This is a genomic window from Paenibacillus sp. FSL H7-0703 (genome assembly GCF_038003485.1).
Lineage (GTDB): Bacteria > Bacillota > Bacilli > Paenibacillales > Paenibacillaceae > Paenibacillus > Paenibacillus polymyxa_B.
Map to the genome: position 1 here is coordinate 1,728,940 of NZ_JBBOPF010000001.1, position 23,047 is coordinate 1,751,986.

Annotated in this window: 19 protein-coding genes; 9 read left to right on the plus strand and 10 right to left on the minus strand. The window is 46.0% G+C overall.

The annotated features are described in order from the left end of the window. The first annotated feature begins 11 nt into the window (after window positions 1-11). A complete protein-coding gene (locus MHB46_RS07330) occupies window positions 12-617 on the plus strand; it encodes a DedA family protein (RefSeq protein ID WP_341161969.1) in 606 nt (201 codons plus the stop codon). A 257-nt stretch (window positions 618-874) separates the two neighbouring features. Here MHB46_RS07330 and MHB46_RS07335 read toward each other — a convergent pair whose 3' ends face one another. The 3 genes from MHB46_RS07335 to recQ all read right to left on the minus strand — a co-directional run bounded on the left by MHB46_RS07335 (window position 875) and on the right by recQ (window position 6,196). Beyond that, window positions 875-2,188, minus strand: coding sequence for an alkaline phosphatase (locus MHB46_RS07335; RefSeq protein ID WP_061829081.1), 1,314 nt, complete (start codon window positions 2,186-2,188; stop codon window positions 875-877). A 184-nt stretch (window positions 2,189-2,372) separates the two neighbouring features. After that, complete coding sequence (locus MHB46_RS07340; RefSeq protein ID WP_341161970.1) at window positions 2,373-4,241, minus strand: B12-binding domain-containing radical SAM protein; 1,869 nt, start codon at window positions 4,239-4,241, stop codon at window positions 2,373-2,375. A gap of 56 nt (window positions 4,242-4,297) precedes the next feature. Further along, window positions 4,298-6,196: a DNA helicase RecQ gene (gene recQ / locus MHB46_RS07345; RefSeq protein ID WP_061829079.1), complete on the minus strand. Its 1,899-nt coding sequence runs from the start codon at window positions 6,194-6,196 to the stop codon at window positions 4,298-4,300. 223 nt (window positions 6,197-6,419) lie between these two features. Here recQ and MHB46_RS07350 point away from each other — a divergent pair, with 223 nt between their 5' ends. Next, window positions 6,420-7,433: an RluA family pseudouridine synthase gene (locus tag MHB46_RS07350; protein ID WP_341161971.1), complete on the plus strand. Its 1,014-nt coding sequence runs from the start codon at window positions 6,420-6,422 to the stop codon at window positions 7,431-7,433. A gap of 86 nt (window positions 7,434-7,519) precedes the next feature. Here MHB46_RS07350 and MHB46_RS07355 read toward each other — a convergent pair whose 3' ends face one another. Next, window positions 7,520-8,368 carry a hypothetical protein gene (locus tag MHB46_RS07355; protein ID WP_341161972.1) on the minus strand — a complete coding sequence of 283 codons (849 nt, stop codon included), beginning with the start codon at window positions 8,366-8,368 and terminating at the stop codon, window positions 7,520-7,522. Between the two features lie 686 nt (window positions 8,369-9,054). On the opposite strand from MHB46_RS07355, the gene speD reads away from it, so the two are divergent. Both speD and MHB46_RS07365 read left to right on the plus strand, forming a co-directional pair. Then, window positions 9,055-9,861 (plus strand): adenosylmethionine decarboxylase, encoded by an 807-nt coding sequence (speD, locus tag MHB46_RS07360; protein ID WP_013309324.1) that lies wholly within the window; start codon window positions 9,055-9,057, stop codon window positions 9,859-9,861. A gap of 272 nt (window positions 9,862-10,133) precedes the next feature. After that, window positions 10,134-11,552: an NAD-dependent malic enzyme gene (locus tag MHB46_RS07365; protein WP_341161973.1), complete on the plus strand. Its 1,419-nt coding sequence runs from the start codon at window positions 10,134-10,136 to the stop codon at window positions 11,550-11,552. An 85-nt stretch (window positions 11,553-11,637) separates the two neighbouring features. Here MHB46_RS07365 and MHB46_RS07370 read toward each other — a convergent pair whose 3' ends face one another. Beyond that, entirely contained in the window at window positions 11,638-12,318 is a 681-nt protein-coding gene (locus MHB46_RS07370) for a serine/threonine protein kinase (RefSeq protein WP_341161974.1), read from the minus strand. A 137-nt stretch (window positions 12,319-12,455) separates the two neighbouring features. Next, on the minus strand, window positions 12,456-13,187 hold the full coding sequence (locus tag MHB46_RS07375) for an HAD family hydrolase (protein ID WP_254351418.1): 732 nt from the start codon (window positions 13,185-13,187) through the stop codon (window positions 12,456-12,458). A 359-nt stretch (window positions 13,188-13,546) separates the two neighbouring features. Between MHB46_RS07375 and MHB46_RS07380 the strand changes: the two genes are divergently transcribed. From MHB46_RS07380 to MHB46_RS07390, 3 genes are all read left to right on the plus strand, one after another. Continuing rightward, window positions 13,547-14,401 carry a hypothetical protein gene (locus MHB46_RS07380; RefSeq protein ID WP_341161975.1) on the plus strand — a complete coding sequence of 285 codons (855 nt, stop codon included), beginning with the start codon at window positions 13,547-13,549 and terminating at the stop codon, window positions 14,399-14,401. A 112-nt stretch (window positions 14,402-14,513) separates the two neighbouring features. Next, entirely contained in the window at window positions 14,514-15,269 is a 756-nt protein-coding gene (locus MHB46_RS07385) for a threonine/serine exporter family protein (RefSeq protein ID WP_061829072.1), read from the plus strand. A gap of 20 nt (window positions 15,270-15,289) precedes the next feature. Beyond that, a complete protein-coding gene (locus MHB46_RS07390; RefSeq protein ID WP_103047615.1) occupies window positions 15,290-15,724 on the plus strand; it encodes a threonine/serine exporter family protein in 435 nt (144 codons plus the stop codon). A 121-nt stretch (window positions 15,725-15,845) separates the two neighbouring features. Here MHB46_RS07390 and MHB46_RS07395 read toward each other — a convergent pair whose 3' ends face one another. Continuing rightward, on the minus strand, window positions 15,846-16,358 hold the full coding sequence (locus tag MHB46_RS07395) for a GNAT family N-acetyltransferase (RefSeq protein ID WP_341161976.1): 513 nt from the start codon (window positions 16,356-16,358) through the stop codon (window positions 15,846-15,848). Window positions 16,359-16,560: 202 nt separating this feature from the next. Here MHB46_RS07395 and MHB46_RS07400 point away from each other — a divergent pair, with 202 nt between their 5' ends. Continuing rightward, window positions 16,561-17,289: an MBL fold metallo-hydrolase gene (locus MHB46_RS07400; RefSeq protein ID WP_341161977.1), complete on the plus strand. Its 729-nt coding sequence runs from the start codon at window positions 16,561-16,563 to the stop codon at window positions 17,287-17,289. Between the two features lie 72 nt (window positions 17,290-17,361). Then, complete coding sequence (locus tag MHB46_RS07405; protein ID WP_341161978.1) at window positions 17,362-18,450, plus strand: M24 family metallopeptidase; 1,089 nt, start codon at window positions 17,362-17,364, stop codon at window positions 18,448-18,450. Window positions 18,451-18,517: 67 nt separating this feature from the next. Here the strand turns inward: MHB46_RS07405 and MHB46_RS07410 are convergent, their stop codons facing one another. The 3 genes from MHB46_RS07410 to MHB46_RS07420 all read right to left on the minus strand — a co-directional run bounded on the left by MHB46_RS07410 (window position 18,518) and on the right by MHB46_RS07420 (window position 23,010). Further along, complete coding sequence (locus MHB46_RS07410; protein WP_069291426.1) at window positions 18,518-19,216, minus strand: queuosine precursor transporter; 699 nt, start codon at window positions 19,214-19,216, stop codon at window positions 18,518-18,520. Window positions 19,217-19,464: 248 nt separating this feature from the next. Then, on the minus strand, window positions 19,465-20,862 hold the full coding sequence (locus MHB46_RS07415; RefSeq protein ID WP_061829066.1) for an L-cystine transporter: 1,398 nt from the start codon (window positions 20,860-20,862) through the stop codon (window positions 19,465-19,467). A gap of 243 nt (window positions 20,863-21,105) precedes the next feature. After that, window positions 21,106-23,010, minus strand: a complete 1,905-nt coding sequence (locus MHB46_RS07420; RefSeq protein ID WP_341161979.1) for a beta-glucoside-specific PTS transporter subunit IIABC — start codon at window positions 23,008-23,010, stop codon at window positions 21,106-21,108. Window positions 23,011-23,047: the final 37 nt, after the last annotated feature.

Genomic DNA, 23,047 nt, shown 5'->3' on the forward strand with positions numbered 1-23,047 from the left:
GGAGTATGGGTATGGACGTGGAATATTTAATTTCCATCATCGAACAATACGGCTATGCAGCATTATTCTTTTCTCTATGGCTGGGGATTGTGGGTCTGCCCATCCCGGATGAAGTCATCGTAATGACTGCCGGGGCTGTAACAGGCATGGGCATACTTCACCCGTTACCCGCTTTTTTAATTGTATATCTTGGGGTTATATCAGGCTTGTCCTTAGGTTATGTATTGGGGAGAACCGTGGGCACACCGATTCTAGAACGTTTGCGTCGGAAGAAAAAAATGGACAGGTACATTACATTTTCGGAAAAATTGATACATAAGTATGGAAACTTCACTATTTGCATCAGTTATTTGCTGCCGATCGTCCGTCACATTATTCCTTATATTGTCGGAATCAATAAAATGAGTTTCAAACGCTATGCCCTCTTCTCTTATTCAACAGGTTTGATCTGGACGCTGATCTTCTTTCTACTCGGACGTATCTTTGGCGATCATGTACAAGCAGTAGGAGAACTAATCCATCGTTATGGCTTGCAGATGGCATTGCTTCTCATCATGCTGACAATTATATTTTTTATAATGAAATTTGTGTGGGGGAAGAAAACAACGGAGGAGTAAAGGTTAAGTATATTCGGCATGTTCATTACCTACATGAAAAAGAAATAGACCGCCCTCTGGAAAAGGTTAGCGGTCTATTTTACTAATCCAACCCTACAGCCACCGCCCTTATAAGCGGCTGTTGTAAAAGAGTGAGGATGTTGGCAGCATCCTTACTCTTTTTCAGTATATACTTATTAGCTTTAGTTTATCACAGGAAAAACCATATTGCCAATATGGCACATCTTTTTAAGGGGCGGCTTTCCTTTCACACCATGTTACTTCTTTAATTGAAGCAACTTTACTAACTTGTCATGAATGGCAGTATTCGGATAATTCCCGCTAAACTGAGAAGACCCAGGTCCCATCGCGGTTAACGCCACATCAACAGATGTATGTCCACCCGTGGTCCAGTCGATATAAAACTTCTCATCGGAGCCTTTTACAGTAAAAGGACCATCCTCTTTAGAAATGCCTTCACCGGATTCATCCTCCGCATCTTCACCTTCAATCGCCAAACCGCCCGTCTCATGATCTGCCGTCACCAACACTAATGTATCTGGATGCGCTTTGGCATACTCTTTAGCTACTTTAACGGCCTTATCAAGTTGTTGCCCAGCCTTAATCGTTAACTCCCCTTCATTGTCATGCGCCATCTCATCCGTTCCTTCTTCTTCTACCATCAGGAAAAAACCTTTTTGGTTTTTGGAAAGAACATCAATCGCTTTAGCCGTCATATCCGGTAGAGAAACCGTTGGGTTGTAAGAGTTACCCAGCTTGTTGTGAGCTTGAAACATCTCTTCATTGGCGAACAGCCCTAGCAACTTAGAACCTTTGGCTGCTTTCATTCCTGCCTGATCCGTCACATAGCTATAACCCAGCTTCTTCGCTTGTTCTACCAAATTCCCTTGAGTTCCCTTACTAGCTTCCTCAGGATCTTCTGCCGGAGCATCTGGATGCTTGCCTACTGTTCCGGCAGGGTACCAGAAATCCTCACCACCGCCCAGAATAACATCCAGCTTGCTTTTCTCCAGATACTGCTTGGCAATCTCGCTTTGAGCGGAGCGTTTTTCGACATGCGCACCAAAGGCGGCCCCCGTTGCGTCTGTCACTTGGCTTGTCGTCACGACACCTGTAGACATGCCTGCTTTTTTGGCCAGCTCCATAATCGTTGTCACTGGTTTTTTATTCAAATCCATTCCGATTGCGCCGTTATACGTTTTCACACCTGTTGCAATGGCAGTTGCAGCGGCGGCAGAATCCGTAACCAGGTTGTCCCCTGAACTTGTGCTAACCAGGCCAGTTACAGGCATGTTGTCCATTTCAAGTAATCCCGATTTCCCTACCGTCGCCAAGCGAATCGCGTTGCGACTTGCTTCTCCCATACCATCGCCGATAAAGAGAATGACATTCTTAGGAGCATCGACTTTCGCTGACGAAGTTTTCAGTCCTTTGGATACCTGTGCGGTAGTAGACTTGGTATTAGATGAGGCTGCAAAAGCGTTAGGGATATTAGCAGATAACAATGGCGCACTCAAAACGGTAATGGCACCTAAAGCAAGGATACTCTTTTTCATCGAACGCTTTTTCACAAGGTCACACTCCAATAAATTTGATATTCATATATGATAAAGTAATCATATATTTGTTTTGTAAAGCATCGTAAAGCAATAGATTATGCGAATGTAAAATTTGGAATGAGCGCCTATTTATTTATAAAACAAAAAAGACACCGACTCTTGGTATATCAAAGTCGATGCCCTCTGGCGTTTTTATTTAAATGGCGGCGATATTTTTGCCGATCGGCATGGTGTAGTAGAGCGGTTTTTGCTGTCCATTTTGCTGATAGACTACAAGCAGCAGGGTGCGGCCTTCGGCTGTCAATGGGCTTCCTCCGCTCAGGATATGATCCAGACTGAACGGCAGTACATCCAGCACAGCGTGCTTTTGCAGTTCCTTTTCACTCAGCTTCAAGGAAGCAAAGGCTGGAATAATCTCGCGGTATGGCTGCGGCTGTTGACTGCCTACATCCATCCCACCTGTACTCTCCTTGCTCGCATCTGCCACAAAATCTGTAACCGCAGGTGACAACAGCGCATCCGGATGCTGGAGAACCATTTTCATATAGCTAGACCAATCATTCTTCTCCAAGGTATGATCCCACCAAATTTTACGCGGCTTGTATTTATGGTTAAGGAAATAATCAAGCTTCATCAGTCCAAGCACCATATCCATTCGCTTTGTTCCACGCGATTCTAGAAAGGACTGGAGACGCGTGAACAAGTCTTCGAGCTGATGCCCGATTTTTTGCCAGCCCTGTCCTTCCCAGTAGTCTCCGAATTCCTGAAAGAAATCAAAGGCGGACGAGAATTCGCGCTCGATCAGATAGTTAACTGTATGATCCATACGATGAGAGTTCCAGTATTTTTCCAATACATCTTCCAAGCGCTTGAGCCGGACGATATCGGCAAAGGAAAGGACGTCATTGCTCAACATTTCATACGGCGCAACATCCATATACGTATAGTTATACTTGTCTGCGTCGATACGCAGTCCGGTGCCACGCAGCATTTTGAGGAAGCCAAGTTGAAGCTCTTCCGGGCCGAGCGCAAAAACGTCATTAAACGTTTTACGGAATGTGTTGTAGTCCTCCAAGGGCAATCCAGCGATCAAATCCAAATGCTGGTCGATTTTACCACTTTGTTTGACCTTGGTAACAGTACGGGAAAGTTTGGTAAAGTTCTGGCGACGCTTAACCAGCTCATTGGTAGGATCATTCGTTGATTGGACACCGATTTCAAAACGAAACACGCCCGGCGGCGCGTTTTCCGCTAAATAATCCAATACTTCGGGACGCATAATATCTGCCGTAATCTCAAACTGGAAGACACAACCACGGTGATTTTCAATCAAAAATTTGAACATTTCCAGCGCATAATCGCGTTTAATGTTAAACGTCCGATCCACGAACTTAATTAGGTTGGCTCCATTGTCGATCAGATACAGAATATCCGACTTTGTACGCTCGATATCGTAATAGCGCACCCCAACTTCGATGCTCGACAGACAAAACTGGCAACTGAACGGACAGCCTCGGCTCGTTTCAAAATAAACAACCCGTTTCCCAAGTTCCGGTATATCCTCTGCAAAACGATAGGGCGACGGTAGCTCGTTCAAGTCCGCTTTCGGGCGACCGGGCATCTGAATAACCTCTTCTCCCTTACGGTAAGCCAGTCCATACACAAAATGGAACTTGCCATCCCCTTCCAGCTCCTGCAGCAGTTGATGGAAGGTTTCCTCTCCTTCACCAACCACGATAAAATCCACATTCGCCAAGCGCTTCATCCAGTGATCCGTATCGTAGGATACCTCTGGACCACCCAGAACAATTTTGACCTCGGGCATAATCTTTTTCAACACATCAATGACTTTGATCGTCTCTTCAATGTTCCAAATATAACAGGAAAAGCCGATGACATCTGCCCCGCGTTGAAACAAATCGGATACGATGTTCATCACCGGGTCCTTAATCGTGTACTCCGCCAGCTCGATATCAAAGTCCTTTTCACTGTAGGCTTTGAGGCATCGAATGGCCAGCGAGGTATGAATATATTTTGCATTTAACGTTGATAAAATGACTTTCATAGGTCACAACCTTCTATAGTTTGCATGAACTGTTATATCCCCTTACCTTAGTATAGCTATTCAAAATCCTCGTACACATCGTCTGCATAAATCTCATCCTCACTTACCGTTCCTCCGATATTCCCCTGATTTTGAAAAAAATCAAGAAACGGCTTGCCGTACTTGCGGAACTTCACTTCGCCGACACCCTTGATCCGCAACATGTCTGCCTCGGATTGCGGGCTCGCTACGCTCATCTCACGCAGCGTCGCATCATTGAAAATGATATAAGACGGTACATGCTCCTGTGCTGCCAGATCGCGGCGGATCAGGCGCAATTGCTCGAACACGGTTTCGTTGACTGCAGCCGGGTATGCATCGCGTCCCTGTCGTCCGCGTGAACCTGCTCCACCTGCAAAAGCCGTGGCATGTCGCACCACACGCTGCATGACTTCTCGCTGGCCTTTCAGCACCTCAGCCGCAAGCTGCTGCAAGCGTACGACCGGATATTGTCCCTCGGACAACATCAGATAGCCTTCCGAAACAAGAACATTGATAATTTCGGCAATTTCTTTTTCCGTCCGGTTGCCCATCACGCCATAGGTTGGCAGGCTGTCAAAACCATACTGCAGCACTTTTTTGTTACGCGAGCCTTTCAACACCGAGGCGACCATCGAGACCCCATAACGTTCCCGCATGCGATGAATGCACGAAAAAATCTTTTGCGCATCTATGGTCATATCAACCAGTTCCCGTTCATCTGTACATGAACTGCATATGCCGCAAGCTTCATGCTCCTCCGCTTCTCCGAAATACTCAAGCTGTGCCGTACGTAGGCAACGAGTCGTGTAGCAATAATCAACCATCTGCTGGAGCTTGCGATAGTCGTTGCGCTTGCGGTCTTCATCCTGTGGATTTTGCTCAATCAGGAACTTCTGCGTCACAATATCTTGCGGTCCGAACAGCAAAATACATTGACTCGGGTCGCCATCACGTCCTGCGCGTCCCGCCTCTTGTACGTAAGCCTCCATATTTTTAGGCATGTTGTAGTGAATGACATAGCGTACGTTCGATTTATCTATCCCCATGCCAAAGGCATTGGTTGCTACAATGACACGGATATCGTCGTACAGAAACCCTTCCTGGCTATCTGCACGTTCCTGATCTGTCATCCCGGCATGATAGCGTCCGGCCGCCATGCCTGCGTCACGTAGCCGTTGGTACAAATCGTCCACGTCCTTACGTGTCGCCGCATAAATAATGCCCGATTCACCCTCATGCTCACGGGTATAATTCAGCAAAAAGCTGCGTTTGTCTTCCCCACGCAGCACACTGAACGCCAAATTGGGCCGTCCAAGGCCTGTAACGAACGTCTCCGGTGAGCGCAGACGAAGCAGGCGCACGATGTCATCCATGACCTGCGGTGTCGCCGTTGCCGTAAACGCCGCCACGATTGGGCGTTCATACAGCCCGTCCACGAATGGAGCCACAGCCAGGTAGCTGGTACGGAAATCATGGCCCCACTGGGATACGCAGTGAGCCTCATCTACCGCAACGCAGGAAATCGGCAACTGAGCCATTTCATCGCGAAACCAGTCCAGTTCCAGTCGTTCCGGTGCGACATATAGTAACTTCAAGTCACCATTCCGTGCGGCTCGTATGCGATCATTCACTTCTCGACCACTCAACGTACTATTGATGTAGGCAGCAGCAATCCCCATTGTGGTCAGCGCATCCACCTGGTCCTTCATCAGCGAGATGAGCGGTGACACGACAATGGTCAGCCCCTCATGCAACAACGCGGGGATCTGGTAGCATATCGATTTTCCGCCCCCTGTCGGCATGATGCCCAACGTATCGTTGCCCTCCAGCATACTGGCCACAATTTTCTTTTGTCCCTCCCGGAAATCGGGATAGCCATAAAATTTTTGCAGCAAGTCCTGCGCCCGTTCCAATGTTGGTGCTTGTACACTCATAGTTTCAAAACTCCTCATATTTCTAGCGTCCTTGACGCATATCGGCTTTTCTTTCGTTACCTTTAGTTTACCGGGGTTCAGGGTAATGTTCAACCGCTAGAAGACTGCCAATCTGGTTTAGTCCCTTATGGCGTTCGCTGTTTTCTCATGATATAGTGAACACGGTGCCGCAAATTTGTCCATAATTATGAAGAGACACGGTTCCAAGAAGGAGAAAGAACCCATGAACAATCGGAAACCCCAACGGAAAAATCATACAAAATCTACGTCAAACGCAAGCCATTCCAAACGCAGTCATAAACCTGCCGGAAGATCTGGCTCCCATAGACCGGAAGCTCAACGGAGAACGAATGCTTTTGATAAAGCCCCTGCCAAAACATACATCGTCCAGGAGCCTGCCGAGCTGTTAAGCTTTTTAGTAGAGCATGTGACTGGCATGGGTCGTAACTCCATTAAATCAGCACTGGCTCGTGGGCAGGTGTCCGTCAACGGCATTCCGCGTACCGTGCACAATTTTCCACTGGAGCAAGGTCAGACTGTCGCGCTTTCCAAGGAAAAAGTAACTCCCGTCGTACCACTGACTGGGCTACGTATCTTGCATGAGGATGAAGCCATTATCGTTATCCATAAGGATGCCGGGTTGCTGTCCGTGGCTTCAGCGCAGGAGCAGGAAGTAACAGCCTATCGCCAGCTTACGGCCCATGTGAGGCGCGAACATCCGTACAATCGTATTTTTGTACTGCATCGTTTGGATCGTGATACATCAGGAGTGATGATGTTTGCAAAAAGCGAAGCCATACAGCAGGAAATGCAAAAAGCGTGGAAGGAAGTTGTGTATGAACGAACATACATTGCTCTTGTAGAAGGACAGGTTAAAAAAGCTGAGGGTACAATCACCTCATGGCTGAAAGAAAGCAAGACGCTAAAAATGTATTCCAGTCCTTATCCAAATGACGGGCAGCACGCAGTCACTCATTACAAGCTGCTTCAAGCCAATCGGCATTTTTCCTTGCTGGAAGTACGTTTGGAAACCGGACGCAAAAATCAAATCCGCGTACATATGGAGGATATCGGTCATCCAATTGTTGGAGATAAAAAATACGGTTCCAAATCCAAGTCGATTGGGCGCCTTGGCCTACATGCGAGGATATTGTCATTTATTCATCCCGTCACCGGAGTATTGCTGCGTTTTGAATCCGATATTCCTAAAACCTTTTTGAATCCGTTTCAGGAGTAGAATTGAGCAAAGCATACGGAGATTAGATGGAAAAATAGAAGAGGAAATGAGGGGGCTGTAGAAAACAGCACCCTTTTTTTGATTAATTAAGCGGTATACCTCCGAACACCATCAGCCATTTTCATCAACTCATCCCATATATATATGGGCGTATTACACACTGGACAATCTAGCCAACCGATTAAATAGGGTAATTGAGCAAGAAGCTTGTTCTCTTCAATTTTTTGGACATATTCGTGTAACCACTGTATATTAGCACCTTTATGGTCCAATGAACGGGGGCGGATCGGATGGGGAACCAGATTGTCTGAATTTACAGGATCCTCATCATAGACAACCAGGGTGTCATTCTGTTCATCAGGCCAAATATAGAGCGGGGTACCGCAATGCGGACAATCCAGCGTATATTCGTCACCTGTATCGAAGCTTTGTAGCATATAAGCTATGCAGCGATATCCCTGAAAAGCGGCACCCGCAGCCAGAACATAGCGTTTACCTACATCTCCTTCGTGTTCTTTCGCATAGAGCACCATTTCTTCAGTCAATTCTGCAAGTCGGACAATGGCACACCGATATTGCGAATAAATATATTCAGCCACACTAGAATCCACTTTCACCTGATCCCTTGTAAATTCCAATGGAACTTTGGTATGTAAGGGATTGTTATTCTTCGCTTCGAATATTCCGCAAATGTTATATATATCTGCACGAATCCCTATATCAGAACTTTTTAACGCAATGTCTACAAGGTAAGGAACAGCCGCAAATGTACAAGTATACAATGTATTTTGGTGATACAGTTCCTCCCAATACAAGGTGTCAGCCATTTCGCCGTCATATCCGGCTTGGAGCTGTTTCAACATTTCTGGGACGTATTGAGAGGAACCGTAGGGGCCTTGGAGCAGAGTCCAGGCCGGATCGGACAAAGCCAGCATCTTGATACTCCTTCCACCGTTTTTCTTACAGTAGAGGATTTTGCAAAAATCCAATAAGCAAATTCCAACGAACAAGATATAGATCGAAATGGTTTAGTTCGTCTATAACTTGCACTTCGGAGCGACTGGAATCGAATTTTGTAAAATCCTTATAGTAACATGCGATCGGTTTATAAAATGAAATTTGCTATCAAAATTCATTTTAACTTCATAATTCTCAGCTTCTTACGTTTATTTCATTATACGCACATTATTAGCTGAAGTTGCTTTTTTCGATTTACGCAATATACAAAATCACTATTTTTTCGGGTCTATAATCATATTCGGTTAAGCTTTCGGCATTGTGAAGGTGACACACAATAAATTAATGAATGACTAACCCGGTTCTTATATCTTATTACGACTCCTCTGTCCATTCAGTTCCTTCTTCGTATACATAGTTCATATTATAAGTCCTGTTACTTAAAAATTACTGAGTAAGAAATAAAATATATATACATTAAAATTTCCATACATGTAAAAACAAAGCCACTCCCCTACCTGTTTTTAATTATGCCAAACGGGTAAGACATACTTGTTCAAACCTTTAATCTAACAGCTACAGAACTGATTTTATGAATCGGTATATGAAAAGGCGTGTTGGGAATATTATGTACGAATACTGCGACTATAAGGGGAAATAGCCTATGACCATAACACCGGAACAGCGGATTACCCTGCACGGATTTAACAACCTGACCAAATCATTGAGCTTCAACATGTACGATATTTGTTACACCAAAACCAAAGAAGAACGCGAGGCGTATATTGAATATATTGATGAACAATACAACTCAGATCGACTGACAGCTATTTTAAAAAATGTATCTGACATTATCGGCGCCCACGTGCTCAACGTAGCCCAGCAGGATTATGTACCTCAAGGAGCCAGCGTGACCGTACTTATATCAGAAGGACCCATTGTGGAGGTACCGACTGAATCTTATGCCGAGTCACCCGGCCCCCTGCCTGAATCTGTCGTGATACAGCTGGATAAAAGCCATATTACGGTTCACACCTACCCGGAATATCATCCAGACGAGGGGATCAGTACGTTTCGAGCAGATATTGATGTCTCTACCTGTGGGGAAATTTCCCCGCTCAAGGCACTCCACTATTTGACTCATTCTTTCGACACTGACATTATGACGATTGATTACCGGGTGCGCGGCTTCACACGTGATACGAATGGACATAAGCTTTTCATCGACCATGATATCGCCTCCATTCAAAACTATATTCCGGACGAAGTGCGCAGTCAGTATGACATGATCGACGTGAATGTGTATCAGGAAAATATTTTTCATACCAAATGTAAGCTAAAACAATTCGATCTGGACAATTACCTGTTCGGCTACACCAAGGAAAGCCTGAGTGAAAAAGAGCAACAAAATATATCAACACGTCTCAAAATCGAAATGGACGAAATTTACTACGGTAAAAATATGACGTAACAGATCGAATGCGTAAAAATAAAATAGATCATTTCATTGAAAAAAGGAGGATCGCTTGGACTGGAATATAGCCGGGCTTTCGTCCTTTTTTAAATACAAAATAATAGCTATTACTCAACTTGATCTGTACAAGCGAGAGATTGTTCACTATGATAGGGGAAGAAACCACTAATTTAAAATAACAGCATAGATTTAACATTTGTTTCTTATTGTAAGCGCAATCAATTGATTCTACGTATGATTTTGTTATGGAAGACAAAGGAGGAATTTGTATGCAAGGCGGTATTGGCGGTAAAAACATCATTTTACGATTGGAGATTTCCACCGGGCACATCCAATTTGGTCAATTGATTACGCTGGTAAACGAACATGGCGGAGATGTGATTGCCATTGACGTCATTAGCACCTCTGAGAAGGTCACTGTGAGAGATATTACGGTGACCATTGCCGATCCAGCAGAAATCGACCGTATGATTGCCCGAATTAAAAAAACACAAGGTGTTAAGGTATTATCCATCTCTGATCGCACCTTCCTGTTACACCTCGGGGGCAAAATTGAAATGCAGCCCAAAGTCCCAATTCAAAACCGCGATGATTTATCCCGGGTATATACCCCCGATGTGGCACGCGTATGTATGGCGATTCACGAGGAACCGGACAAAGCTTTCCGTTTGACGATCAAGCGCAACACGGTCGCTGTCGTCTCTGACGGAAGCGCTGTCCTCGGGCTAGGTAACATCGGTCCCTATGCAGCCATGCCGGTTATGGAAGGCAAAGCCATGCTGTTCAAGCAGCTCGGCTCCGTCGATGCCTTTCCAATCTGTCTGGATACGCAGGACACCGAAGAGATCATTAAGGCCATTAAGCAAATGGCCCCAGCTTTTGGTGGTATTAATCTGGAGGATATTTCATCGCCACGATGCTTTGAGATTGAGCAGCGGTTACGTAAAGAGCTGGACATACCTGTTTTTCATGACGATCAGCACGGCACAGCTGTCGTTTTATACGCAGGGCTGATCAATGCGCTCAAAGTTGTCGGCAAAGCCCTGTCTGACGTCAAAATTGTCGTCTGTGGTATCGGGGCTGCGGGTGTGGCTTGCACCAAAATTTTGCTATCTGCAGGGGCTGTCAACATCATTGGCGTAGACCGCCATGGGGCTCTTACAGCTGATGAAACATACGAGCATCCGATGTGGAACTGGTATGCACAGCATACCAACCCTGAACGGCTGTCGGGCACGCTGTCCGAGGTTCTGAAGGACGCTGACGTGTTTATCGGTCTGTCGGCAGGTGGAATACTGCAACGAGAAGACGTGAAACGTATGAAAGAAGCCCCGGTGCTGTTCACTATGGCTAACCCGGTTCCTGAAATTGCGCCAGAGGACGTCGAGGACATTGCAGGTGTCATCGCCACCGGACGTTCGGACTATCCCAACCAAATTAACAATGTACTTTGTTTCCCTGGCATCTTTCGAGCAGCGCTCGACTGCCGTGCCCGTGAAATCAACGAAGAGATGAAGCTGGCGGCCGCAGAGGCCATCGCAGGCACGATCCGTCCTGAAGAACTAAACAAGTTGTATATTATCCCAGGTGTATTTAACGAGAGTGCGGTTCAACGGGTACGTGAAAAGGTGATCCAAGCCGCGATTGCGAGCGGTACAGCCAGAAGAGTGCCTCGGGATTTCAGATAAAAGAAAAGGATTGCTCCCCTAAATGCGGGTGCAATCCTTTTTGCTATCGAGAGATCAAGCTGCATATCCGTTATCTTTACAGCGGTTATGACCTCCATTTAGAGAACAATTGACTGGCACGCTGAGCAAACTCCTCCAAATTAAAGTTGGAGTTATCCAGCGTGTAGTACCATTTTTTAATCGTATCCAAAATCCATGAGGGAACCTTAACCTCCGAGATACCGGAATAAAACGTATGATATGCCCACACCAAATGCTCCCAGCGCTTGTCATCGCCTTCCTTCACGTATTCCGACACGTCCAATACCTTGGCACGCCCGTCTTGCATAAGTACATTCTTGAGGTGAATATCACGGGGATTCAGCCCCTTGGACCGGACAAATTCCCTCGCCTTTTCCACATCCAGAATGACCTGCTCTGGCACAGGAATTCCTTGCAGCAAACAATCCAGCAGCGTAATACCGGATTCATAACTTATGACAATATACTTGTCGCCTTTTCCGTAATAATGAGGAAAAAAGTCAGATCCTCGCAAACGCTCATATACGTCGGCCTCCGCATCTTTTTTCTCGATCGCCATGTCTGAGTACACCTTGAACGCGTAGCCTGGCAACGTATCGATCGTAAATACGGCCGCATCAGTCCCGATGCCAATACAGCGGACGTCTTGAGTGGCTGTTTTAATGGTAACCGGATCATTATCCTCCGTACTGTATACGGTCACTTGACTTATGATGTCTTCTGCCTGCCTCCATTGTTCTACCATGCGCGATCCCCTCCTTCTCTGTTCTAAACCTTTACCAATGAAGTTAGTTCTATAACAGATAAATAGTATTACGGGTTATCTTTTGGAATGGCTTCAAAATAGGTTGATTCTTTTAAAAAATACGGTATGTACCGTGTCTAACGAGCGTCCGGCAGCAGCAACCTTCTTAACTCTGCATAGCTTGCTGCTGTTTTATAGTCCCCCAGCACATCAGTTTCCGGGGGAGCATTCCTGTGATTGAACCAGATCACCTGCCAATTTGCAGCTATAGCTCCCGCCACGTCATTACGCCAGGAATCCCCAATGTAGCAGCAATGCTCTGCTAACGTTCCTGTCCGCTCATTCACTACTTCGAAGATGCGCGGATCAGGCTTGGCATAGCCAACGGTCCCAGATACAAAGATATGTTCTGCTGCAACATGATTTTCCAACGCCATCGCCTTGATCTTGCTCATCTGGTGTTCTTCAAGACCGTTTGTAATTAATCCAACCAAAAAGCCAGCCGAGCTCAAATCATTTATTAACGAGGTAGCCCCCTCAAAAGGCTCAATTCGGTACTGACGATCCAAGTATTCTTGCTGAACATGTACTGCCTGCTCACGGGTAATTTCTACCCCGAATTCTTGTAAAGCCAGAATGAAACGGCCTTCCCTCATCTCATCCAGTTCATCCGGCCCTGCCTTCCCCTCCAATAGTCCTCCTTTAGCCGACAGTACATCGCTGTAATAGCGAATACGATGGTAGGCTTTCTCATAAGGAAAACGCTCACTCAATCCTAATACTGTACGCAATGCATCGCGTGTAGGGTGCAAATGATCGTACATCGTATCATCTACATCAAAAAAAACAGCCTTCTTTTGCAAGTTCATATGCCCACTTCTTTCTGTTAAATCTTCGGATGACGCTCCTTTTCACCTTGTCCTGATATTATACCCGTTGGCCTGTTACGTTGCACCTTGTCCTTCACACCGCGCATCCTGCAATCACACTTCACGGTTGCTAACATACACTGAAAAGACCGCATTTTCGCAAACCCACTTTACTTCTCTACCGAGCTAACATAGGTATCTTGTCCTGCTTTGCCCGAAAGCGTTTTATTTGACAACACACGGGTAAAAGGTCACATTTTTGAAAATATTCGTCATACAGGTTTACATTTCGTGTAAAATCACGTACCTTTTAGGGATGAACGCTTTAATGGATGTATTGGATAAGGGAGGCATACACGATGGATTCCGGTTCTAACCTAGCCTATGGATCAGCTACACCTTTGATTGAGGCACTTATAGAATTTGAAAAGGAGCTCGAAGCGAACCGGCATTCTCTGAGTTTTGATTTGGGATTGATTATGGAGCAGGGCCGCGCGCCACGATATATGGCTACACCACCAGATGTTATTCCTTTTGCCCACGCAGGAGTGGACGGAATACATTATGGCTTTTTAACGGATTTTGGTCTTGAAAAGGACCTTTCACAGGCCCCTATCGTATGCGTATCTCCCGTCGATTGGACGGGTGTATGGGTGGTTGCCCGTCATTTGCAGGATTTTTTAAGCGTTGTTTATACAGAGAACAGTTCATTAAAACGATACTACGCCAGCGGAGACGACTATTCTGGACATGCAGGTCAGCGACTGCCTCAGCTTGTAGATGAACGCACCGCGTTTGTACGCGAATGCTTTCGGGAACGATTTGGTATCGAACCGATTCAGGATATGGCTGCCTATATCGACAGCTTGCGAGCAGAACGGAAGCACAATGAAGCAGCTCCTACGCTGAACGGCTTGGGCATTCAGGTATCTTCTTCCGCGAAGCATAGCTCTTCTATGGAAAGTACCCTCTTGACCGTAACGGAGCCTTTCCGTTGGGAACAACAAGGCGAAGCTGTACGTGAATTGTTCTATAACGGTTCGCGTGAAGCCAGACTGGCCTTTATTCGGGATGCCCAGACACGGCATCTGTTCACCCATTCTGCCCTTCGTGCTTTTGTAGCTGGACAGCTTAAGTTGATGGGCCTATCTGAGGCCGCAACATATCTGGAAGAGTCCTACTATACCGTTATTCCCGATATGATAGAATCTTGACGAAAACTTCGATTCCCCCTAACATAACCGCCTCTGAAAAGGCGGCTTTTTGTGCTACAATAAATGAAAATAATAGGGTCGAACGGCCCGGTACGAATGAAAGAGAGCGAGTATGAATAATCATTCCTATCCTACTCCTGAAATCATTGAAGTTTGTCTGTTGGCGGGCAAACTGATGATGCAAAATGGAGCCGAAACCTATCGTGTTGAAGACACGATGTCCCGCATTGCTTCAGCCTATGGCATATCCCAGTCCCATAGCTATGTAACACCAACTGGGATTTTTTTTGCCATTAATGATTCGGAGCCTGCCAAGCTCATCCGCATCGTAGAGCGGACCACCGATTTGCACAAGGTGACAGAGGTCAATTCCATTTCACGTAAAATCAGCACAGGTGATTTGTCTCCCCGCGCTGCCGTAAAGGAGCTTGCGGAGATTGAGCGTGGCCCCCTCCGCTATTCCAACCGTGTACAGCTGATGGCTGCTGCGTTGGCCAGCGGTTGCTTTATGATTATGTTTGGTGGTGTCTGGCGAGACTTCCCCGCAGCTGTGTTATGCGGCGGTATCGGATTTGCAGCCGTACAGTATTTTCACAGGCTCGTTAAGGTCAAGTTTTTCTCAGAGTTTTCTGCATCTTTTCTAATCGGCTTGCTGGCGGCTCTGTTAACGATAGTAGGCTGGGGACAGATGATGGATAAAATTATAATTGGCTCCGTCATGCCACTGGTTCCAGGCTTGTTAATTACAAATGCCATTCGTGATTTAATGTCCGGGCACCTTGTTTCGGGTCTTTCCAAGGGAGCCGATGCTTGCCTGACGTCTTTCGGCATTGGAGCTGGCGTTGCGGTTATCATTTCTTATATGTGATTCGGAGGAGATTCAAGTCTATGCTTGCACAATTATTCACAAGCTTTATTGCCACCGCTGGTTTCGGCATACTTTTCCACGCCCCCCGGCGCTCGCTGCTGCAATGTGGTTTTGTTGGTATGCTAGGTTGGCTGGTCTATTATTCAACCACGGACAGCATGGGACCTGTGAGCGCCAGCCTTTTGGCAACGATCCTCATCGGCATCGTCAGTCAAGGCTTTGCGCGGCTGTACAAAATGCCTGTGATTATTTTCAGTGTGGCAGGCATGATTCCGCTCGTTCCAGGGGGAATGGCCTATAATGCCATGCGCCAGTTCGTACAACAACATTATCCTCAGGCACTAGAGCTGGCTATGAGCACGCTGATGATCGCAGGAGCTATTGCTGTCGGTTTGGTGCTGTCTGAGGTGCTTAATCAAATTTTTCACAACATACGTTTTAGACCTCAGCGTTAAAAGCGATGAAAATAGCAAAATAAAAGAGGCTGCTCCCAAAATCATCCGCAGTGTATGAGACGATTTTGGAAACAGCCTTTTTCTGTACACATTACAAAAAATATTTAACTGTCATAAGCTATTATTCATCCACTCGCTTGCCCAATATCGCCAAATCTCGCTCTATGCTGTCCAGCACAGCTACACGCGGATAGTACCCCCATTGCTCAAAACCAAACTTCCGCAGCAGCCCAATACTTGGCTCATTATGACCAAAAACAAATCCCAACAACGTTGTAATCCCCAGTCTCGGACATTCATTTAGCAAATGCTGTACCAGTCGACTTCCTGTTCCGGTTCCACGAGAATCCTCATGGACGTAAATGCTAATTTCTGCTGTACCGTTATAAGCTGGACGCCCATAAAAGGACTGAAGGCTGGCCCAACCGACAATTGTTCCCTTTTGTTTTAATACCCATAAAGGCCGGTGGTTTTCCTGATGAGCCTCAAACCATGGAATGCGGCTCTCCACTGTCACTGGTTCCAAATCTGCCGTGACCATTCGTCCTGCAATCGTAGAATTATAAATATCCACAATATCGGGAAGATCCTCTTTGCACGCAAATTCAATGGAAAAAGATTGGTCCTGATTCATAATTCGTATCCGCCTCCTATGGTGTGATTTATTTATTGTACAAGACAAGCGCCCGATCAGCCATATCGAGTTGTTTTGCGGATTAGTCCCAAAGGGTTTTATAATAGAGCTTGAAATAAGGAAAAATAAAAACGGGGAAAGCGATTTAACACGATGAGACGGGAGGTATGTTTCGGAGTCAAGGATTCTGAAGCAGCTTAATATGAATATTGGAACTCAACTCTTGATTTTGGAAATACCTATGGAATCTTTTTTTGGAAAAACGACTATTTATCCTGTACTGCTCAAGGACGAGGATGGACTTACACTGATTGACACGGGAATGCTCGGCCAATTGGAGCCATTACGCAAGGCTATCTCAGATGTGGGTGAGGATATCAGCCGCGTGAAAAGAATTATTTTAACACATCAGGATATTGACCATATCGGAAATGTTCATGCACTGCTGGATCTGCTGCCGAATACTGCCCTGTTAGCCCATAAGGATGACGTTCCTTATATGACAGGGGAGCGACCGTTTGTGAAGCTGACGTCGGAACGGATTAGACAAATGGATACTGTGCTCAAGCAGCAAGCAGAGGATATGATTCGCCGCCTGCCAGATTTGCGCTTTGCTCATATTCTTGAGGACGGTGAGCATCTACCCTATGGTGGAGGAATACAGATTATACATACACCTGGCCATACACCCGGGCATATCAGCTTGTATGTGCCCGCACAAAAGCTACTGTTGGCAGCAGATGAACTGCTGGTAGTCGAAGGTGAACTGGTCGGTCCTGCTGAGTCGGCTAAGCCGGATATGCCATTGGCTCTGAAGAGCCTCGAAAAGCTGACGGTATTGGATGTTGAAAAGGTAATCTGCTACCATGGCGGCTACTATGATCAGAACGTACAAGCACGTCTGCAAACATTAAGTCAGGCAAGAGAGTAAGCCATTCAAAGCTATAAATTATGATGTAATAAGAGCTATAATGAATACATGGACAGAAAGGAATGAGACTCTATGAATGATAAAATTACAAGATTATATGATGAACTGAAATCACAATCTTGGGATGGCCTGCTTGTGACCGATCCCAAACATATTTACTACCTGACGGGCTTTGCCAGTGATCCGCATGAGCGTTTTCTTGGTCTCGTGCTGCTTCGAGACCAAGAACCAGAACTGATCGTACCCGCTCTGGATGCAGAAGCCGCCCAAGCTGCTTCTTCTGTGACTCGTATATCCACCCACACCGATACGGACAATCCATATGATCTGTTGCGTCAACGTACAGGCACCGGAGTGAAAACATTCGCGCTGGAAAAGGAGCACGTCTCCGTCCTCCGTTATGAACAGTTACATACTGCTATTGGCGCGGCTCAATATGTGGATCTGGGTCCTGTGCTTCAAGAAATGCGTGTGAGAAAAACTCCTGAGGAAGTACAACGTCTGAAACATGCAGCTCGTTTGGTGGAAGATGCTCTTCGCCACGGCCTCACCCATGTGCGCGAAGGAGTGACGGAAGTCGAGCTGGTGGCAGAAATCGAATACCAGATGAAGAAGATCGGCGCAGATGGCCCGTCCTTTGACACAACAGTGCTGTCTGGACCCAAAACAGCCTTGCCTCATGGTGTTCCAGGCACCCGCAAGCTACAGCATGGCGATCTGCTCATGTTTGATATGGGCGTATACTCCGATGGCTATGCTTCGGATATTACACGTACTTTTGCTTTTGGAAAGCTATCTGCTGAGCTGGAAACGATTTATAATACGGTTCTTCGCTCGAACGAAGCGGGAATTGCTGCCATTCGCCCGGGAGTTTCCTGCGCATCCGTAGATCAGGCAGCACGGGCTGTTGTTGAAGCCGCTGGATATGGTCCTGCCTTTAACCATCGAGTTGGACACGGCCTTGGCATGAGTGTTCACGAATATCCATCTGTACACGGAGGCAATAGTGATCTGCTTCATGAAGGCTTCGTGTTCACAATCGAACCCGGCATCTATGTGCCAGGCCTCGGCGGTGTGCGGATTGAAGATGACGTTCTGGTCACCTCTGATGGTGTTGAAGTGCTTACCTCTTTTCCAAAAGAACTGACAGTGCTCGGATAAACCCATCGCTATTCATTATATTGGTATGTAAAAAAGGATGAAAAAAAGGAGGGGCAACCCCAAGCCATCATGGCTTGAGGGTTTGCCCCTCCTCTTCTATAAAGCGGAAATTGCGTGCGATGTACAAAATGGGTGTACCCGCCGCGGTCAGTACAAATTTTAAGATGTAGGTGGTGAATAATATCTCGAGCCATATCCCCCACGCATAACCGTAAAAGGCAATAGTACAGAAAATGAGCGTATCTATAAACGAGCTGATCATCGTGCTGCCATTGCCGCGAATCCAGAGCTGATGACGTTCCGGGAAGAACTTGCGAATCCAGGCGTACAGACGCACGTCCAGCAATTGACTGACCGCGTAGGCTGTCAAGCTGGCAAGCGCAAGCCTTGGCAACAATCCGAACAGCTGTTGCATCGGTGTCTGGGCAAAATCCGTTGCAGTAGGCTGAAACTGCAGCACCATTTGCATCGTTATCGTCGTCATAATCAGAGTGAAAAAGCCGAACCACACAGCTTTACGCGCTTCTTTAGGCCCATATTTTTCATTCAGTAAGTCGCTGGCCATATACATAGAAACATACATCGTATTTCCCAATGTCGTGGTAATGCCGACCAGATCAATCGTTTTGGTTACCTGAATGTTGGCCAGTACAGTAGCAACACCAATCCAGGCGTACAGCCCTTTTTTACCGAACAACCGAAAACATAACAAAAAGAACATAAAATTGACGAGGACAAAAGCTGCCCCCCATAACAGATTAAACATGAAATCCTCCTAGTTTTGATAGCGCGGGATGGTTGCGAACCGCGGTTCATCCGAAGCAAGCCGGAAAAACATTATTTTAATGTATCATAGATTAGGATTTGTGAACAGCCATAATTTACACTGCCCTAAACTCAATACAAAGAGCCGACCTTATGGCCGGCTCTTTGTACAGCGTACATACAGTACGTGTGTTATATAGGCTACAGATGTGATATGAGACTGATCGTACACCCTTCATTTATCATTACTTAAGAGTGTGCCGTTGCATCCAAATCCATACCATGATTATTGAATACGTCTTGATCGTTCTCCTTGAGCACCTTGCCTGAAATGAGACCTGCAGTAATAGAATCATTGACATTTAACGCTGTGCGTCCCATATCAATCAACGGTTCGACTGAGATGAGCAATCCTGCCAATGCCACTGGAAGATTCATGGTAGAAAGCACGATCAGGGAAGCGAAAGTGGCACCACCGCCTACACCCGCCACGCCGAACGAGCTGACCGTAACGACCAGAATCAGCGTGAGGATAAAATCCCAGCTCGTTGGATCAATACCCACGGTTGGAGCAATCATAACCGCCAGCATTGCCGGATAAATACCAGCACAGCCGTTTTGCCCAATAGTCGCTCCCAAGGTCGCAGACAGATTCGCGATGCCGTCGGACACACCAAGCTTTTTCGTTTGTGTTTCAACATTTAACGGAATGGTCGCCGCACTGGAACGAGAAGTAAAAGCAAAAACCAGTGTAGGCAATACCTTTTTCACATACGTCACCGGATTATAGCCGAACAAGGCCAGCAAAATAAGATGAATGATAAACATGACCAACAGAGCCACATAAGAAGCGAGCACAAACTTGATTAGCTTCAAAATTTCATCTGGATTGGTCGTAGCTACTACTTTAGTGATCAGTGCTAAAATGCCGTAAGGAGTCAATCTCAGCACCAGCGTTACAATTCGCATCACTACAGCGTACACTGCATCAATCACTTTACGGAAGGTTTGCGCCTGTTCCGGTTTTTTACGATCCAATCCGAGTACAGCCACCCCGATAAAGGCCGAGAAAATAACCACCGCCAGCGTCGACGTACGACGTGCTCCCGTCATATCCTCAAAAGGATTTGAAGGAATAAATTCCAGCACCTGCTGTGGAATGGTCATGTCCTGAACTGTTCCAAGGCGCTCTTCCATCTTCAAGCCCTGTGCTTGTTCCTTTTCCCCACCTTGAATCTCAATTGCCTTTAGGTCAAACGACAGGCTGGTTACAATACTAACTGAAGCAGCAATTGCCGTTGTAATCAGTAGTACTGCAATAATGGACACGCTGATTTTGCCAAGGTTCTGTCTTCCCTTCAAATTCATAATAGCCGAAATAATCGACACCATGATAAGCGGAATAACGACCATTTGCAGCAAACGGACATAACCGTTACCTGCGAGGTTGAACCAATCAACCGATTTTGTAATGACCTCTGAGCCTGCACCATAAGCATATTGTAGAATAGCCCCGTAGATTAGTCCGAAGCCAAGTCCGGCAAATACCCTTTTTGTAAAGGAGATGTGCTTTTTCTGCATCCAGACCAATACGCCTAGCAGCAAAAGCAGCACGATTACATTTAAAATAATAAAGAAGGTATCCATGTATTATTTCCTCCAAACTTATACTTAATATGTTTTATAAGGTGATCCTTCAATCCGAAGATTACTATATCACAAAACCAACTATTTTTGTAGGTTTTATTACAATAAAATAGTTAAGCAACTTCCACTTTGGGTTTTATTGAAAATGCCAAACAGCAAGCCTTCATCTTTCGAAGGCTTGCTGTTTTTTGTCCTGAACACAACGACATGTATTCAACTTAGGCGTAAAATTTTTATCAGCCGTTAGACGATCACTGTGTATAACAGTTCCTGTTCCTTAACCACTTTATGCTGATTATCAGCGGACTTCAACTCGCTAAACTGAGCTACATTCGTAACAATAACAGGCGTTATCGTTTCGTAACCAGCCTTGCGGATTTCCACCAGATCAAACTCCAGCACGAGGTCTCCTACCTTCACGCGATCTCCTGCTTTAAGATGAGGCGTAAAATGAAGTCCTTTTAGTTTAACCGTATCCATCCCAACATGAATGAGCATTTCAAGTCCTGAATCACTCACCAATCCAACAGCATGCCCACTTTTGGAAATGGAGAACACTGTGCCATCCACTGGGGAAACAACCCGGCCTTCGGATGGTTCAATAGCCCAACCTCTACCCATGATTTCTTGAGAAAATGCAGGGTCATTGACTTCACTGAGCGGCTTAACTTCACCCATAATCGGGCTGTATACCGGGATTTTCTCACCTTTCGGCAGTGAGGACACAGCAGATTGTGCTATTTCATCAGTAGAGATGTCTCCGGCAGCGTCTGTTGTTGCTTGTGGTGCTTCTTCATTCTTTTCATCTGTAAAGCCGATCAAATAGGTAACAATCGCAGCAACTACAAATGCAATAATCAGACCAAGGATTGCGTACAAGAAAGTCGGTCCAATAAACATCGCCAGTCCAGGCACACCAACAAGTCCACCCATAACATACGCTTTTGTGCCAAACAAGCTCATAAAGCCCCCGCCGACAGCTCCGCCGATCAACGCAGCAGTAAATGGTTTTTTAAACCGCATATTCACACCATACATTGCAGGCTCAGTTACACCCATAATAGCTGTCAAGCTCGTAGAGAAAGCCACTGTTTTGACTTTGGCATTTTTTGATTTTAAGAATACACCCAGTGCAGCACCAGCCTGTGCCAAGTTGGCTGCTCCCATAATTGGAATCATGTAGTCAAAGCCCAACGTTGCAATCGATCCAATCATAATAGGAACCAACGCGTAGTGCATACCTGTCATAATGATCAGGGAGAAGGTACCGCCTAGCAGCAGACCTGCAAGTGCACCTGTATTTTCAAACAACCAAGAGATACCACCTGACAGGCCATTACCAATAATGGAGCCGAGCGGCCCTACAGCAACCAAAGTCAAAGGTACAATAATCAATAGAGTCAACGTCGGAACAACGAGCAATTTCAGTGATGCATGTGTATACTTATCAATGAATTTTTCAACATAAGATGCCAGCCAGACCGCAATAACGATTGGAATAACGGTCGAAGAATACGTGGCCGCTGTCACCGGAAGACCAATAAAGCTAACCTTCACGTTAGATGCCAGTAAAGCTGTAATCGTCGGGTGTAAAATGGAAGCCCCAATCGCCGCACCAATAAACATATTACTGCCCAGTTTTCTAGCAGCACTCACGGCCAGAATAATAGGCAAGAAGTAGAACGCACCGTCACCTATTGCGGCTAAAATCGTATAGGTTTGGCTCTTATCGGACATCCAGTTCATGGCCACTAAAAGAGCAATGATCCCTTTGATCATACCTGCACCGGTGATCGCTGGCAAAATCGGTGTAAACATTCCCGCAATAAAGTCGAACAGTTTGCTGATCGGGTTTTGTTTTTTCTTCGATGCAGTGCTTGCTCCTGAGTCACTTTGCGGAGCCTTGGACATATTGCTCACCAACGATTTGTACACGTTAGCTACATCATTACCGATAATAACCTGAAACTGGCCGCCACTCTCCATGACTCCCATGACGCCATCCGTTTTTTGCAACTGCTCTTTCTGAGCTTTCTTATCATCATGAAGGTTGAATCGCAAGCGGGTCATGCAGTGAATGACCTGCTCTACGTTTTCTTCACCACCAACTAGTGTAAGTATCTCTTTGGATAATTGATTTCGATCCATGAGGTATTCCTCTTTTCTTTTAAGGTATAAAATAAAA